General features: G+C 68.8%; 13 protein-coding genes. 6 read left to right on the top strand and 7 right to left on the bottom strand.

From position 1 onward, the window contains the following. The first annotated feature begins 49 nt into the window (after nt 1–49). The 3 genes from C3Y15_RS14185 to C3Y15_RS14175 are packed head-to-tail and all read left to right on the top strand — an operon-like array spanning nt 50 to nt 2,780. Nucleotides 50–1,294: a cyclic nucleotide-binding domain-containing protein gene (locus tag C3Y15_RS14185; protein ID WP_014724565.1), complete on the top strand. Its 1,245-nt coding sequence runs from the start codon at nt 50–52 to the stop codon at nt 1,292–1,294. A 22-nt stretch (nt 1,295–1,316) separates the two neighbouring features. Next, the gene (locus C3Y15_RS14180) at nt 1,317–2,081 is read left to right on the top strand and encodes a flagellar motor protein (RefSeq protein WP_124260094.1); all 765 of its coding nucleotides are present in this window, start codon (nt 1,317–1,319) and stop codon (nt 2,079–2,081) included. Nucleotides 2,082–2,099: 18 nt separating this feature from the next. Continuing rightward, nucleotides 2,100–2,780 carry an OmpA family protein gene (locus C3Y15_RS14175; protein WP_011881473.1) on the top strand — a complete coding sequence of 227 codons (681 nt, stop codon included), beginning with the start codon at nt 2,100–2,102 and terminating at the stop codon, nt 2,778–2,780. A gap of 186 nt (nt 2,781–2,966) precedes the next feature. Here C3Y15_RS14175 and wecB read toward each other — a convergent pair whose 3' ends face one another. Then, a complete protein-coding gene (wecB, locus tag C3Y15_RS14170) occupies nt 2,967–4,184 on the bottom strand; it encodes a UDP-N-acetylglucosamine 2-epimerase (non-hydrolyzing) (RefSeq protein WP_011881474.1) in 1,218 nt (405 codons plus the stop codon). Nucleotides 4,185–5,199: 1,015 nt separating this feature from the next. Between wecB and glmS the strand changes: the two genes are divergently transcribed. After that, nucleotides 5,200–7,017: a glutamine--fructose-6-phosphate transaminase (isomerizing) gene (gene glmS, locus C3Y15_RS14165; protein WP_059462402.1), complete on the top strand. Its 1,818-nt coding sequence runs from the start codon at nt 5,200–5,202 to the stop codon at nt 7,015–7,017. 239 nt (nt 7,018–7,256) lie between these two features. Next, the gene (locus C3Y15_RS14160) at nt 7,257–7,658 is read left to right on the top strand and encodes a TIGR02594 family protein (protein ID WP_045578212.1); all 402 of its coding nucleotides are present in this window, start codon (nt 7,257–7,259) and stop codon (nt 7,656–7,658) included. Between the two features lie 75 nt (nt 7,659–7,733). On the opposite strand, the gene C3Y15_RS14155 is transcribed toward C3Y15_RS14160, so the two are convergent. The 5 genes from C3Y15_RS14155 to C3Y15_RS14135 all read right to left on the bottom strand — a co-directional run bounded on the left by C3Y15_RS14155 (nt 7,734) and on the right by C3Y15_RS14135 (nt 13,374). Then, nucleotides 7,734–9,182, bottom strand: coding sequence for an efflux transporter outer membrane subunit (locus C3Y15_RS14155; RefSeq protein WP_034195053.1), 1,449 nt, complete (start codon nt 9,180–9,182; stop codon nt 7,734–7,736). A 16-nt stretch (nt 9,183–9,198) separates the two neighbouring features. Continuing rightward, entirely contained in the window at nt 9,199–10,773 is a 1,575-nt protein-coding gene (locus C3Y15_RS14150) for a DHA2 family efflux MFS transporter permease subunit (protein WP_011881479.1), read from the bottom strand. A 13-nt stretch (nt 10,774–10,786) separates the two neighbouring features. Next, nucleotides 10,787–11,878 (bottom strand): HlyD family secretion protein, encoded by a 1,092-nt coding sequence (locus tag C3Y15_RS14145; RefSeq protein WP_034194939.1) that lies wholly within the window; start codon nt 11,876–11,878, stop codon nt 10,787–10,789. A 50-nt stretch (nt 11,879–11,928) separates the two neighbouring features. Continuing rightward, nucleotides 11,929–12,360, bottom strand: a complete 432-nt coding sequence (locus C3Y15_RS14140; protein WP_041494082.1) for a MarR family transcriptional regulator — start codon at nt 12,358–12,360, stop codon at nt 11,929–11,931. Nucleotides 12,361–12,474: 114 nt separating this feature from the next. Beyond that, a complete protein-coding gene (locus C3Y15_RS14135) occupies nt 12,475–13,374 on the bottom strand; it encodes a LysR family transcriptional regulator (protein WP_011881482.1) in 900 nt (299 codons plus the stop codon). Between the two features lie 110 nt (nt 13,375–13,484). Between C3Y15_RS14135 and C3Y15_RS14130 the strand changes: the two genes are divergently transcribed. Beyond that, a complete protein-coding gene (locus C3Y15_RS14130) occupies nt 13,485–13,913 on the top strand; it encodes a MarR family winged helix-turn-helix transcriptional regulator (RefSeq protein WP_011881483.1) in 429 nt (142 codons plus the stop codon). 356 nt (nt 13,914–14,269) lie between these two features. On the opposite strand, the gene C3Y15_RS14120 is transcribed toward C3Y15_RS14130, so the two are convergent. Next, a complete protein-coding gene (locus C3Y15_RS14120) occupies nt 14,270–15,355 on the bottom strand; it encodes an AraC family transcriptional regulator (protein WP_069246553.1) in 1,086 nt (361 codons plus the stop codon). Between the last annotated feature and the right edge of the window lie 46 nt (nt 15,356–15,401).

Below are 15,401 nucleotides of genomic sequence, written 5' to 3'. Positions count from 1 at the left end.
CGACGTGCGACGCGCAGTCCGCAACAATCAGCGCAGCAGGGGAACCAACTTGAACCGTCAGCAATCTTGGACGCGTACGGCCGCGCCCGGCGAGATCATCTACTCGGAGGGCTTCGCCGGCGAGCCCGTCATCTTTCTGATCGCGGACGGCAAGGTCGAGCTGTCGACGCGGTGCGAGGACAAACGCATCGTCATCGGCACGCTCGGGCGCGGCGACTTTTTCGGCGAAGCGGCGCTGCTCGGGGCAGAGCCGCGCGCGCACACCGCGAAGGCGCTGTCGTTCTGCCAGCTCACGGTCGTGCCGGCGTCGACGCTCGACGAGGAAATCGAGCATGTGTCCGCGCTGCTGCGCCACATCGTGCGCACGATGATCCGTCGCGTGAAGCGCAAGGACGACCAGCTCGCGACCTATACGCACGCCGACTTCATGCCGGGCGTGCTGTCGTATGCGCATGTGCTGTCGCTGATGGCCGGCGCCGACGCGCGCGGCTCGGACGACGCATGGTCGCGCCGGCCGATGCAGACGCAAGCCGCGGAGACCTCGGTGCCGCTCGCCGACGTGATTCGCCGCTGCCGCGCGATCGCCGGCCATTCGCGCCCGCACGTGCTCGCGATGCTGCGCCGCATGGAGAAGCTCAATCTCGTCACGATCGAGGCCGCGTCGGCCGAGCATGCCGGCGGCATGGCCGACTATGGATCTTCCACGGACGGGCGCCAGGTCGTCACGTTCGACGCCGCCCGCGTGGTCGATCGCGCGCAGCAGGTCGCCGATCACGACCTCGACCTGTCGATCAACAGCGAGCTCGAGCTGATCGAGCTGGCCGATCTGGAGGCGCTGATCGGCGTCGACCGCAAGCTGCTGCTCAACAAGCTGTCGCACGGCGAGATCGCCGACGAGCTGTTCGCGTTCCGCAAGTCGAAGGTGCTCGGCTACGTCGAGCAGAAGGGCGTCGCGTATTTCTCGCGGCGTCACCCGCGCGCGGGCGACGTGCAGTCGCTGGAGGACGTCGTGTGGGTCGACCAGCGCACGCTGTTCGACGTGATCAGCGGCTTCGATACGTACGATCTCGCGAAGCTGATCGCGAGCCTCGACGATCGTGCGATCGCCGACAAGCTGTTCTCGGTGATGACCGAAGCGCGGCGCAACGAGGTGTCGTGGGTGATGCGCCGCGAGCTGAAGCTCGATCCGCTCGAGGTCGGCGAGATCGAGCGCCGCGTGGTGGAGGCCGTTCGCGCGGCCAAGGCGCCGGCCGCCGGCGCTGCGCCGGCGCCGCTCGCGTCGTCCGACGCGTGACGCGCGGCCCGACGGAGACGACATGGACCTGTTGACCCTGGCTGGCGTGCTGCTCGGTGGCACGGCCATCGTGTTCGGCTTCGCGCTCGAAGGCGGCCACTTCTCGATGCTGTTCCAGTTCGAGGCGCTCGTGATCGTGCTCGGCGGCACGCTCGGCGCGGTGATGATCCAGAACACCTGGGCGCGCTTTTTCGATGCGGTCAAGCAGTTGCGGCTCGCGTTCGTGCGCGCGCAGGAAGTCGACCGCAAGCATCTGAGCGACCTGCTCGAATGGGGCGACCGCGCGAAGCTCAACGGATTGCTCGCGTTCGAATCGATGGACGTGACCGGCATTCATCCGTTCGCGCGACGCGGGCTGGAACTGCTCGCGAACGGCGTGTCGAGCGCCGTGCTCGAGGATGCGCTGCAGCGCGAGCTCGACGCCTACGAGCGCAGCCGGCTCGCGGCGGCGCGTGTGTGGCATCAGGCGGGCGGCTATGCGCCGACCTTCGGGATTCTCGGCTCGGTGCTCGGGCTGGTGCAGGTGACGAGCCACATCCTCGAGCCTGCGCAGCTCGGACCGGGCATCGCCGTCGCGTTCATTGCGACGCTCTACGGTCTCGCGTTCGCGAACCTCGTGTTTCTGCCGCTGTACGGCAAGCTGCGTGCGCAGATCGACAGCGAGCTGCGGTTTCGCAAGCTGTACCTCGACGGGCTGCTCGCGATTTCGCGCAAGGAATCGCCGCACACGATCGAAACGCGCCTGACCGGCGACGTGCGCGGCCGTGCGGCCGAGTCGCTCGCATGACGCCCGTGGAGCTTCGACATGACGGCACGAACTGAGGCCGCGCGCGCGGGCGCAACGGCGACCGGTCGCGACGACGATGAAGGCGACGACGCGCAGACTGGGCGCTGGCTGATCTCGTACGCGGATCTGATCACGACGCTGATGGTGCTGTTTCTCGCGCTGTACGTGCTGCAGCTCGCGAAGTACAACGCGCTCGACGCGCGCTATCAGACGCTCGCGCGGCACGATGCCGCCGCGCGCGGCACGGCGGCCGTGACGCTGCCCGAGCGCGTGCCCGCGTGGCTCGCGTCGCTCGATGCACTGAAGACGGCCGGCCGCATCGCGCTCGTGCGCGCGCCGCACGGGATCGAGATCGGCATCGACGCGAAGGTGCTGTTCAACGTCGGCGACGCGCGTCTGTTGCCCGATGCGGCGCCGGTGCTGACCCAGATCGCGCGCGCATTGAGCGAGCATGCGAGCGGCGACATCCTCGTCGAAGGGCATACCGACAACGTGCCGATCGCGAACGCGAAATACGAATCGAACTGGGAGCTGTCGTCCGCGCGGGCCGGCAGCGTCGTGCGCTATCTCGCGGAGCGCGGCGTCGCACCGCACCGGCTCGCGGCGATCGGCCGCGCCGATACGCAGCCGCTCGTCACCGGTGACGACGCGGCCGCACGCGCGCGTAATCGGCGCGTGACGATCTTCGTCGCGTACTGAACGGTGGCTGCGGCTGCGGCTGCGATTGCATTGCGTGTGCTGATGCTCCACATCCGAGATCGACGCCGCGTTGCTGCCGGTGCCTGCCGATCCGTCGAACGCACGCGCACGCGCCGCTACGCTCAATAGCGGCGACCTTCCGCGCTGCCCGGAACCGGCAGACCGAGCCCCCAGACGCCGCCCCGCTCAGGGCGAGCGCAACGCCTGCAATCCGAGCGTGAGCGCGTTGAGCGGCAGTTCGGCCGCGCCCATCGAGAAGCTCGTCGTATTCGCGCTCGACGCCGGCGTATGCATCAGCGCATGGACGATCCGCTCGCTCGCATGTCCGTCGCCGTACGGGTTGCTCGCACGCGCCATCTCGTCGTAGGCGCTCGCGCTGTCGAACAGCCGCGACGCTTCCCGCACGATGAGCTCCGGGTCCGTGCCGACGAGCCGCGCGGTGCCGGCCCGGATCGCTTCGGGGCGCTCGGTCGTATCGCGCGTGACGAGCACGGGCTTGCCGAGCGCCGGCCCTTCCTCCTGGATGCCGCCCGAGTCCGTGATGATGAAGTGCGAACGCGACATCAGATACACGAACGCGAGATATTCCTGCGGTTCGATCAGGTAGATGTTGGCCTCGCCGCCGAGCAGCGCGAGCGCCGGCTCCCGCACGTTCGGATTCAGGTGCAGCGGGTAGACGAACTGCGCGTCGCGATAGCGGTGCGCGAGCGTGCGCAGCGCCTCGCAGAAATTCCGGAACGGCTCACCGAAGCTCTCGCGGCGATGGCCCGTGATCAGCACCATGCGGGCCGTCGGGTCGAGGAACGGAAAGCGCGCGGCGACCTCGCGGCTGAGCGCGTCGTCGCGTTCGAGCATGTGCTTGACGTCGTGCAGCGCGTCGATCACCGTGTTGCCCGTCATCACCACCGAGCCGACCGGCACGCCTTCGCTCAACAGGTTGTCGCGCGCCTGGCCGGTCGGCGCGAAGTGCCATGACGACACCGCATCCGTCACGCGACGGTTCAGCTCCTCCGGCCACGGCGACCAGATGTCGCCGCTGCGCAGGCCCGCTTCCACGTGCCCGATCGGCAGGTAGCGATAGAACGCCGCGAGGCTCACGGCCAGCGTGGTGGTCGTGTCGCCATGCACGAGGACGATGTCCGGGCGCAGGTCGTCGAACACCGCGCCGATCGCATGCAGGATGCCGGTCGTCACGTCGCTGAGCGTCTGGCCCTGACGCATCAGATCGAGATCGTAGTCGGGCTCGATGTCGAACAACGACAGCACCTGATCCAGCATTTGCCGATGTTGTGCGGTGACGCACACCTTCGCGTCGACATCCGCGCGCGCCTTCAGCGCGCGAACGAGCGGCGCCATCTTGATGGCTTCCGGCCGGGTTCCGAATACAAGCAAGATCTTCTTCATTGATATCCCCGTATAGCTTTTCTGAGCGGAAGGAACCGGCTCCCGACATCGACCTGCTCGCACGCCACCGGCCGACGCACGTCGCGATTGCGTCGGTTCGCACCGCACGAGGTGCGGCGGCGTTGCAACGGCGAGCGCCGCGTGTTGGCCCGCGTGATCTGCGCCGCGCCATCGCCGGACGACCGTGGTGTCGTCGCGATTCCGGTTACGTCATGAGCGTTCTTTGCCGTGCCGTTCGTCGCGACCGCTCCCCGTTGCCAATACAGCAATATTCAAACCACCCGCCGCGTGGCCCGGCCCCGACGCCCGCGCCGCATCGGCAACGCGTCGAACGTTTCACAATTGCTACGAGCGCGGCGCGCCGGCGCGCGGCGGGGACGCTGAGTTGCACCCGTGGCGTCGCCCCGTACGACGCGTGGCGTCGTTCGTTGCGTGCGGCATCGCGTTGCATGACGGCCCGCGCGTGAAACGACCGGACGGCCGCGCGAGATCGCGAAATGTTGCGCATCTGAAACATGTGCGGTGTCCATTCGCAGCCGGCGCGACATCGCGGATGCTGACGGCACGGCGCGGCGACGCAGTCGCGATGCGATGACCGACGCCTGCGCAGCCCTTACCCCGCGCGGCTTGCAGGCCTTGCGTCGATGCGCGACGCGACGCGGTGGATCGTCTCGCCGACGGTCGAGAGCGATGATGCGGCGATGAATCAAAAACGGACGGCGCGGCGCGTCGGCGAGCGCGTCGGCGCATCGCCGGCCCTTGCCGCGTGGGCGAAGTCGGTCGATGGCTCGACGCTTGCTTGTTCGATGGTGCAGGCGTGCGGCGGCCGACGCAGCTCGGCGATACCGATACGGCGGAGCCGGAAACAGCGCTCGGTGTGCCTACGTTCGGATGTGGCGCGACGCACGAGATGCACGCGCATGTGCGCAGTTGCGACGGACCTGCGGGTGCGACCACGGTGGACGAAAAACCGCGGCGCACGGCCGATGGACGAACAGGGGCAAGGAGACGGGTCATGTGTGGCATCGTCGGCGCGGTCGCGCAACGGGACATCGTTCCGGTTCTGATCGAGGGTTTACGTCGCCTCGAATATCGCGGCTACGATTCATGCGGGGTCGCGACGGTCGTCGACGGCCAGGCGCGCCGCGCGCGCAGCGTGTCGCGCGTCGCCGATCTGGACGCGCACGTGCGTAGCGCGGGCCTCGCCGGCAGCACCGGCATCGCGCACACGCGCTGGGCGACGCATGGCGCGCCGGCCACCTGCAACGCGCATCCGATCTTTTCGCGCGACGAGATCGCGCTCGTGCACAACGGCATCATCGAGAATCACGAGACGTTGCGCAGGCAACTGTCGGACGCGCACTATGAATTCGACGGACAGACGGACACCGAGGTCGTCGCGCACCTGATCCACAGCAAGTATCGCGGCGACCTGCTGGCCGCGGTGCGCGATGCGACGTCACAGCTGCACGGCGCGTATGCGATCGCCGTGTTCAGCAAGCACGAGCCGCAGCGGCTGATCGGTGCGCGCGTCGGCTCGCCGCTGGTGGTCGGCCTGAACGACGGCGAGTGCTTTCTCGCGTCCGATGCGCTCGCGCTGGCCGGCATCACCGATCGCTTCATCTTTCTCGAGGAAGGCGACGTCGTCGAGCTGACGCCTGCCGGCGTGCGGATCCTGACGCGCGACGGCGCGCCCGTCGAGCGCCCGGTGCAGACGGTCGCGCCGGCCCACGGCGTGGTCGAGCTCGGCGCGTACCGGCATTTCATGCAGAAGGAGATCTTCGAGCAACCGCAGGCCGTCGCCGCGACGATTCCCGACGCGGGGCTGTTCGATCCGGCTGCCTTCGGGCCCGACGCGACGCGCGCGTTCGAGCAGATCGACAACGTGCTGATCGTCGCGTGCGGCACGAGCTACTACGCGGGCCTGACGGCGCGTCGCTGGCTCGAGACGATCGCGCGGCTGCCCGCGCAGGTCGAGATCGCGAGCGAATACCGCTACAGCGATGCGCTCGCGCTGCCGAACACACTGGTCGCGTGCGTGTCGCAATCGGGCGAGACCGCCGACACGCTCGCCGCGCTCAAATATGCGCAGGCGCTCGGCCACATCGACACGCTGGCCGTCTGCAACGTGCCGACCAGCGCGATGGTGCGCCAGACCAGCCTGCGCTTTCTCACGCGCGCAGGCCCGGAAATCGGCGTCGCGTCGACCAAGGCGTTCACGACGCAACTCGTCGCGCTGTTCATTCTGGCGGTGACGCTCGGCCGGCTGCGCGGCTGCGTCGACGACGCGCAGCTCGCCCGCTACGCGACGCAGCTGCGGCGCTTGCCGAACGCGCTCGACGACGTGCTCGCGCTCGAGCCGCAGATCGAGCGCTGGGCCGCGGAATTCGCGCAGCACGAGAACGCGCTGTTCCTCGGGCGTGGCCTGCATTACCCGATCGCGCTCGAAGGCGCGCTGAAGCTCAAGGAGATTTCGTACATCCATGCGGAGGCCTATCCGGCCGGCGAACTCAAGCACGGGCCGCTTGCGCTGGTGACCCACGCGATGCCGGTCGCGACGATCGCGCCGAACGACGCGCTGCTCGAGAAGCTCAAGTCGAACATGCAGGAAGTGCGCGCGCGCGGCGGCCAGCTCTACGTGTTCGCCGATGCCGATACGCGCATCGACGACGGCGAGGGCGTGTCGGTGTTGCGGATGCCCGACTACTACGGACTGCTGTCGCCGATCCTGCACGTCGTGCCGCTGCAGCTGCTCGCCTATCACGCGGCGCGGCTGCGCGGCGCGGATATCGACAAGCCGAGGAATCTCGCGAAATCGGTGACGGTGGAGTGACGGGGACGGGCGGTGCGTGTGCGGCGCCTCAGAGCGGAGCGGTAAGCGTGTTGCGGCCGTGGGCGCAGGCGATGAAGTCGTTCGCATGTTTCGTTACCGGGGCCGCGAGCCGCAAAACGCCGCTGCGACGGCCGCCCGATTCATGCGAAGATTGGCCGACCGTTCCGAGAACCGAACCCGAGGCCCCCGTGAACCGATCGAATCCCGAACGCAACGCACACACCGGCCACCCGCCGTGGATGCACATCGCTTTGGCCGAGCTCGGCATCCGCCGTTTCCCGCCCGGCAGCAGCAACCCGCGCATCGTCGAATACAACGGCCACACGAATCTGGTCGGCTACGACGACAAGATTTCGTGGTGCTCGTCGTTCGTCAACTGGTGCATCGCGCATGCGGGCATCCGCGGCACCGGGTCGGCGCTCGCGCGTTCGTGGCTCGACTGGGGGCGGCCGCTGGAGCAGGGCTGCATCGCCGTGCTCACGCGCGACGATCCGGCGAGCTGGAAGGGCCACGTCGGGTTCTATCTGCGTCACGACCACACGCACGTGCATCTGTTCGGCGGCAATCAGCTCGACGAGGTGCGCGAGCTCGCGTATCCGGTGAGCGAGGTGATCGGATACCGGTGGCCTGACGTCGGCTGAATGCGCGGCATCGCCGAGTCGACGGACGGGCGGGCGTGGAGCGTTTCGATGCGGCGAAGGTCGCCGGCGCACCGGTCAGCGGGCCGCAGCGGTGGCCGCGACGGCTTCCGGCTCCGTCCCGCCCGCCGCATCGTTGCGGCTCCAGCCGCCACCGAGCGACCGATACAACGCGACCGCGGCGAGCGCATGCTCGCGCCGCGCCTGATTGAGCGCCTCGGCGTCGCGCAAATACACCTCCTGTGCCGACAGCACGTCGAGAAAATCGGTGGCGCCGCCCTTGTAAAGCTGGTTCGCGAGCCCGAGCGCGTGATTGGACGCCGACAGCGCGCTCGCGAGCCGCTGCGTTGCCGCGTCGCTGCTGACCAGATTCGCCCGCGCATCCTCGACTTCCCGCAGCGCCTGCAGCATCGTCTGCCGCAGTCGAAGCTCCGACTCGCGCATCCGGCTTTCGCTCTGCGCGATGTCGGCGGTGATGCGTCCAGCGTCGAAGATCGGGCTCGTCGCGCTCAATGCCGCGCTGAACAGGTTGTCGGTGAGCGTCGGCAGCCCGAGATACGACGCGGCCAGGATTCCGTCGGTCAGGTTCAGCGAGAACTTCGGATACCGCTCGGCCTTCGCGACGCCGACCTGCGCCGCACGCCGTTCGACCTGCGCATAGGCGGCGAGCACGTCGGGCCGTCGCAGCAGCGCCTGCGACGGCAGCGTCGCGGGCGAGCCGGCCGGCGACACCGGCACCTCGCCGCGCTGCGCGAGCAGGAGCCGGTCCACCGACTCGGGCGTTCTCCCGGCGTACACGGCAATCAGGTTGAGCTGATGAGCGATCTGCGCGTGCGTCGGCGGAATCCGCGCGTCCAGCGCATCGAGCTGGTTCTGCGCGCGCGTGACGTCGAGTTCCGTCGATAACCCGAATGCCTGGCGCTTGCGCGTCAGTTCGAGCGCGCGCCGGCGCAGCGCCGCGTTGTCCTCGAGGATGGTCAGCTCCTGCTGGGCCCAGCGCAGGTCGACATAGGCGGACGCCGCGTCGGCCGCGAGCGCGAGCCGCATCGCGTCTTCCGCATGCTTCTGCCCGACCAGTTCGGCTTGCGCGGCCAGCAGGTCGAGCCGCTCGCCGCCGAACACGTCCGGCGACCAGCTCAGCGCGAGCCCGACGCCGGCTTGCCGCACGTAGCCGAGCGGCGGCGGCGTGTTCTGGCGCGCGTCGGCCGCGTGCGCGCTCGCATCGAGCTCGGGCAGCAGCGCCGCGCGCTTGCGTGCGGTCAGCGCCTGCGCCTGCTTCACGCGTTCGGCGGCGGCCTGCAGATCGAGGTTGGCGTCGAGCACGGTTGCGACCAGCCGATCGAGCACGCGGTCGTCGAACTGCGCCCACCATGCGGCGGCGTCGACGTCCGTGCGCGGCACGTCGGCGTCCCAAGCGGCGGGCGCGACCGACGCAACGGCATCGGGAAGCGCGGCATGCTGCGCGGGCTGCAGCGCGCACCCGGCGGCGAATGCGCTGACGACCAGCGCGACGAGCAGTTTTATCATCATCGGGGTCTCGGCTTCAGTGTGCGTCGGGTGGCGGCGCATTCAGCGTGATCGGACGGGAAAACGCGACGGCAACCAGCGCGACGACGAAGCACAGCGACAGCGCGTAGTACGCATCGGCGTAGGTCAGCGTCAGCGCTTCGCGATAGATCAGCCGGTGCAGGGTCGCGAGGCCGGCCTGCGCGGTATCGAGCGTGTTGCCGGCGACCGCGCTCCAGTACGCGGCCTGGCGATCGAGCAGCGATGCGACTTGCGGCTCGCCGGCGCTCACGTGCTCGTTCAGCCGCAGGTAGTGAAAGTTCAGCCGGTCGTTGAGCATCGTCGCGCTCACCGCGATGCCGATGGCGCCGCCGAGGTTGCGCATCAGGTTGAACAGGCCGCTCGCCGATTTCAGCCGCGACTGCGGCAGCGAGCCGAGCGCCATCGTCACGATCGGCGGCACGCTGAACTGCTGGCCGATGCCGCGCAGCGCCTGCGGCAGCAGCAGCTCGCGCCAGCCCCAGTCGTGCGTGATCGGCGTGTACAGGTAGCAGCCGAGGCCGAAGCAGACGAGCCCGAACACGAGCAGCGCGCGCATGCTGACGTAGCGCGCGGCGAATGCATACGCGCACAGCGCGAGCAACTGGAATGCGCCGACCGACAGCAGCGCGATGCCGATCTGCAGCGAACTGAACGCACGCACCTGCGCGAGAAACAGCGGCGTGAGGAATACGGTCACGAAGATCCCGATCCCCGTGACGAACGACAGCAGGCTGCCGATCCCGAAGTTGCGTACGGCGAGCGCACGCAGGTCGACGATCGGATCGTCTGCCGTCAACGCGTGCACGATGAACAGGAAGCCGCAGATCGCCGAGATCCACGCGCAGATGACGATCGCGTCGTCGCTGAACCAGTTCTTGCGCGGGCCTTCTTCGAGCACGTATTCGAGGCAGCCGAGAAAGCCCGACATCAGCGCGATGCCGCGATAGTCGCCGCGCTTCACGAGGCTCGGGTCGGGTTCGTCGATGTGCACGTAGCGCGGCACCAGCGCGGCCACGACGATGCCCGGTACGAGGTTCAGGTAGAACAGCCAGTGCCACGACCATTGATCGGTGATCCAGCCGCCGATCACCGGCCCGATCGCCGGTGCGAGCGACGCGAGCGCGCCGATCGTCGTCGATGCGATCAGCCGCTGCTTGCCCGGAAACAACACGAACGCGGTCGTGAACACGGTCGGGATCATCGCGGCGCCGAGCGCGCCCTGCAGCCCGCGGAACAGGATCATCGAGTTGATGTCCCAGGCGAGCCCGCACAGCATGCTCGTGATCGTGAAGCCGACCGCCGACGCGACGAACAGCCAGCGCGTCGACATCACCTTCGACAGCCAGCCCGACATCGGGATCACGATGATCTCGGCGATCAGGTAGGCCGTCTGCACCCACGACAGCTCGTCCTGGCTCGCGGAGAGTCCGCCGCCGATGTCGCGCAGCGACGACGCGACGATCTGGATGTCGAGCGTCGCCATGAAGAAGCCGACGCACATCAGCGCGAACGCGAACACGCGCTGCTTCGTCGGTTGCGACGCGGGGTTGCCGGAAAACGCGGTGGTCATCGTCGGCTCCGGCTCAGTTCGCGCGGTCGAGATGCACGGTCACGACCGCCGAGAGGCCGGGACGCAGCACGCGTTCGAGCCCCGGCTGCGGGTCGAGATGCACGCGCACCGGCACGCGCTGGACGATCTTCGTGAAGTTGCCCGTCGCGTTTTCGGGCGGCAGCACGCTGAACGTCGCGCCGGTCGCGGGCGCGAGGCTGTCGACGCGGCCATGCAGGCGCGTGCTCGACGCGTCGAGCGCGACGTCGACGCGCTCGCCCGCGCGCATCCTGCGCAACTGGTCTTCCTTAAAGTTCGCGTCGATCCACAGGCCGGACGCGGGCACGATCGTCAGCAACGGCGCGCCGACGTTCGCGAGCATCCCGACGCGGCCCGTGCGGTTGCCCACGTAGCCGTCGACCGGCGAGCGGATCGTCGTGTATTCGACGTTCAGCGCCGCGACCCGCTGGGCGGCCAGTGCCGTGTTCACGCGCGCCCGCGCGTCGGCGAGCTGCGCGCCGAGCACGTCGAGCTGCCGCTGCGCGGCGAGCAGCGCGGCGTCGCTGCGGGCGACGGCGGCGTCCGCCTTCGAATAGTCGGCATCCGCGCGCTCGACGATCTGGTTCGACACCGCGTCGGACTTCACGAGCTCGCGGTAGCGCTCGCGATCCGACGCGGCGCGCGCGAGCTCGGCCGCCGACGCGTGACGGTCCGCCGCATGCTGGCCGATCACCGCGTACTGAAGCTGCTGCTTCGCTTCGAGTTCGGCGACCGCGGAGCGCGCGCCGTCGACTTCGGCGCTGGCCTGCGCCAGCTTCGCGTCGTAGTCGCGCGCGTCGAGCTGCACGAGCACGTCGCCGGCTTTCACGCGCTGGTTGTCGGTCACGAGGATCTTGTCGACGAAACCGTTGACCTTCGGCGCGAGCACCGTCACGTCGCCGCCGACATAGGCGTCGTCGGTGCTTTCCTCGAAGCGCAGCACGAACAGCCAGTCGAGCGTCGCGGCCGCGACCGCGACGACCACCGCCGCGACCGCGATCCGCATCCACGGCACGCGGCGTTGCTGCTTCGCGGGCCGGTCGGCTGTAGCCGCGTCGCGCGACGCAGCGGTTTGGGTCGTTTCCATCGATGCATCCATGTATATGCACGTATCGGGGCGATCGGCGAGGTCGTCGATCAGCGCGTCGCCAGGTCGTGCGTGATCGTGAACAGTTCGTCTCTGAGGCGTGCCGCGCGTGCTGTGCCGAAGCGTTGCTCGAATGCGTGCTGGGCGGCGCGCCAGTGCACCTGTGCTGCGGCGATCTTCGCTTCGCCCTCTGCGGTCAACGAGAACGTTCGGCGGCGGCACCGCGGCTCGACGCGGCCGCTGACGAGCGCCGCGCCGACGAGCGGCTTCAGCGCGCGCAACAGTGCGGTGCGCTCGATCACCAGGACGGCCGACAGCGTCGCCATCGACAGGCCCGGGTGTTCGCGCAGCAGCGCGAGAATGCTGTACTGCGATGGCGTGACGTTCGCCCGCGACAGGTAGCGCTCGTAGAACTGCGAGATCCGCCGCGCGGCTTGCCGGACCGCGAAGCAATCGTCGTCGCTGAGTGGGGTGTTGTGCATGTGCACATGCTAGGGCGCGGCGCGCCGCGAAGCGAGCAGCCGCGCGGGATCAGATTGGTGTCGCGGCCGTACCAATCGGGCGCGCGATGCGCGGCGCGTGCGCGCCGGCACCCATCAGCGTGCGCCGTCGCCGTAGGCGGCTGCGTAGTCGATGAACGCCTTGACCTTCGCGGGCAGCAGCGCGCGGTTCGCATAGGCGAGCTTGATCTCGACGAACGCGTCGACGAGATCGGCGCCTTCGAGCAATTGCACGAGCGCACCGGACGCGAGTTCGGGCTCGACCAGCGTCCTCGGCACCACGCCGATGCCGAAGTCGCGCATCACCATTTCGCGGTTGAAGACGGGGCTGTTCGACGAAATGTCGAAGCTCAGCGGCACGGTCACCATGTCGTTGCCGTCGCGGAACGACAGCGCGGGCCGGCGCAACGACGGCGACATCGGCACGAACGCGTGGCCGGCGAGTGCGGCGGGAGTCTCGGGCCGCGGATGCGTGCGCAGATACGCGGGCGTCGCGACGATCACCACCGGGATGCGTTCCACGAGCCGCACGATCGTCGTTTCGCTCGTCAGCATGTACGGGACGACGATGCCGATGTCGTAACCTTCGCCGACGAGATCGACCGGGCGCTCGGTCAGCGTGACATCGAGGCGGATTTTCGGATGCGCGGCCTTGAAACCGGCGATCAGCGGCACGAGCCGGTTCAGCGCGGCCGTCGTGTGCGCGACGAGCCGCAGCAGCCCTTCCGGCTCGCGCGTGTGCGCCAGCGCCTGTGCTTCGAGCGAGTCGAGTTCGTCGAGAACCGCCGCACAGCGGTCGTAGATGCGCTCGGCGGTTTCGGTGAGCGATACCTGACGCGTGGTCCGGTGCAGCAGGCGACTACCGAAGCGCGCCTCGAGATCGGCGACGGCCCGCGACACCACCGGCCGCGCCAGGCCATGGATATCGGCCGCTCGCGTGAAACTGCGCGTTTCGACCACCGTCCGGAAGACCCGCAACTTGTCGATGTAGTCCATGCCCGTTTCCTCGAAGCGATGGCGGGGCACGTGACGTACGCGGCCGGCCCAGCCATGTCACGGCGCAGTGTACATTGACTTTATGCATATGCACATATAAATTGCCGTGCATGAACGACACCCAGATTGTGCAGGCCTGCAACTGTCTCGCGCTGCGGCAGGCCGCGCGCTTCGTCACGCAACTCTATGAGCGGCATCTCGCGCCGGTCGGAGTCACGGCCGCGCAATTCGCGATCATGGCCAATCTGTCGCACCGTCCCGAGCAGCGGATGAGCGAGCTGGCGGACACGCTGGTGATGGACCGCACGACGCTGCTGCGCGCACTCAAGCCGTTGCAGCGCGACGGGCTGGTTGCCGCGGCCGCGTCCGAGGACGATGCGCGTGCGCATGCACTGAGCCTCACGGCCGCCGGCCGGCGTACCTACGCGCGCGCGAAAATCGCGTGGCAGGCTGCGCAGGACGAGTTCGAGGCGCAGTTCGGCCGTGCGCGCGCGAAGGCGCTGCGCAGCGAGTTGTTCGGCGTAATCGGGCAGCGATAGGGCGCGGGTGCGGCGGGCTGCGAAGGCGCCGGGCCGCACGCGCGGTGCGATGTCGTGACTGCACCGCGCGGGCGCGCAGATGCGCCGATGCGATGTCGCGCGTGGTCGATGACGTTGCGCGCGCGATGCGCCGGTCGCTGTTGCGTTGGTCGGGTCGGGCACGTGGGTCCAGTCGGTCAAGCCGATGAGGTCGCTCGAACCACTCGAACCACTCGAACCACTCGAACCGCTCGAACCGCTCGAACCGCTCGAACCGCTCGAACCGCTCGAACCGCTCGAACCGCTCGAACCGCTCGAACCACTCGAACCACTCGAACCACTCGAACGCGCCCGCGTGCCGGCACGCATAGTCCGGCTCAATCCTGCGTCGTATCGCCCGCAGCCGCTTGCCGAAACGCGCTCGGCGTCTGCCCGGCCCAGCGCCGGAAGGCCCGCGTGAAATTCGCCGGATCGGTGAACTGCAAGCGCTCGGCGATCGTCTTCAGATCGAGATCCGACGCGGCGAGCAACTGCTTCGCGTCGCGAAACCGCGCTTCGTCCAGCAACTGCCGATAGCTGGCTCCCGCTTCCTCCAGCCGGCGCCGCAGCGTGCGCGTCGACACGAGCAGCGCGTCGGCGAGCGCATCCGGGTCCGGATAGTCGCCGGCCGCGCTCGCGAGCTCGGCGCGCACCCGCTCGACCAGATCGCCTTCTTCCTGCCGCACCTGCGCGTATTCGCGCTCGACCTGCACGAGCGCCTGCCGGTGCGCGACGTCGTCGGCGAGCGGCAGCGGCCAGTCGAGCGCATCGCGCGCAATCCACAGCGCATTCGCCGCGCAGCCGAATTCGACCGGCGGCAGCTGCTCGCGGTAAAGCGCGAAGTAGGCGGGCTCCGGCCACGTGAAGCGCAGCGCGATCGGCGGCGCTGAACGTGCCGACCATTGCGAGATGTTCTGCGCGAGCCCGGTCAACACGAACTCGAACATCACGTGATGCTGCAGCACCGGGCTGGCCTGCACGCCGTGCAATTCCAGCGTCGCGCCGAGCGCGTCCTCTGCGTAGGTGAGCCGGTATTGGCGGTTGCGCATCCGGAAGTAGCGCTGCGTGACGCGCAGCGCGTCGCGGATGTCCCGCGCGGTCAGCGTCGCATAGCCGAGAAAGCCGTGCACGGTCGGCTTCAGCAACAGGCCGAACGCGAGCCCGATGCCCGGATCGCCGCCGATCGCGATCGCGTTCAGCACCAGCCGCCCCCATTGCGACGGCGCGACGCGCGCGTCGGGCTCGGCCAGCACCGCGTCGCGCAGGCCCGTGCCGGCGCGCACGGCAGCCGGATCGACGCCGCGCGCGGCCAGCGCCTGCAGCAGCAGGCGCGGATAGGCGACCGGGATGGTCGGCCGGCGTAGCCCGAGAAGGTCCTTGCGGCGCGGATTCGTCATGTGAAGTTGGCCGGAAATGACAAGCATTATGGCTGTTTACCCCCTCACGTTCAACGCGGCGGGCGGCCTACGA

Source organism: Burkholderia sp. B10 (assembly GCF_004368385.1).
Taxonomy (GTDB): Bacteria; Pseudomonadota; Gammaproteobacteria; order Burkholderiales; family Burkholderiaceae; genus Burkholderia; species Burkholderia vietnamiensis.
Note: the sequence above shows the minus strand (reverse complement) of the source record. Positions and strands in the feature narration are given on the sequence as shown.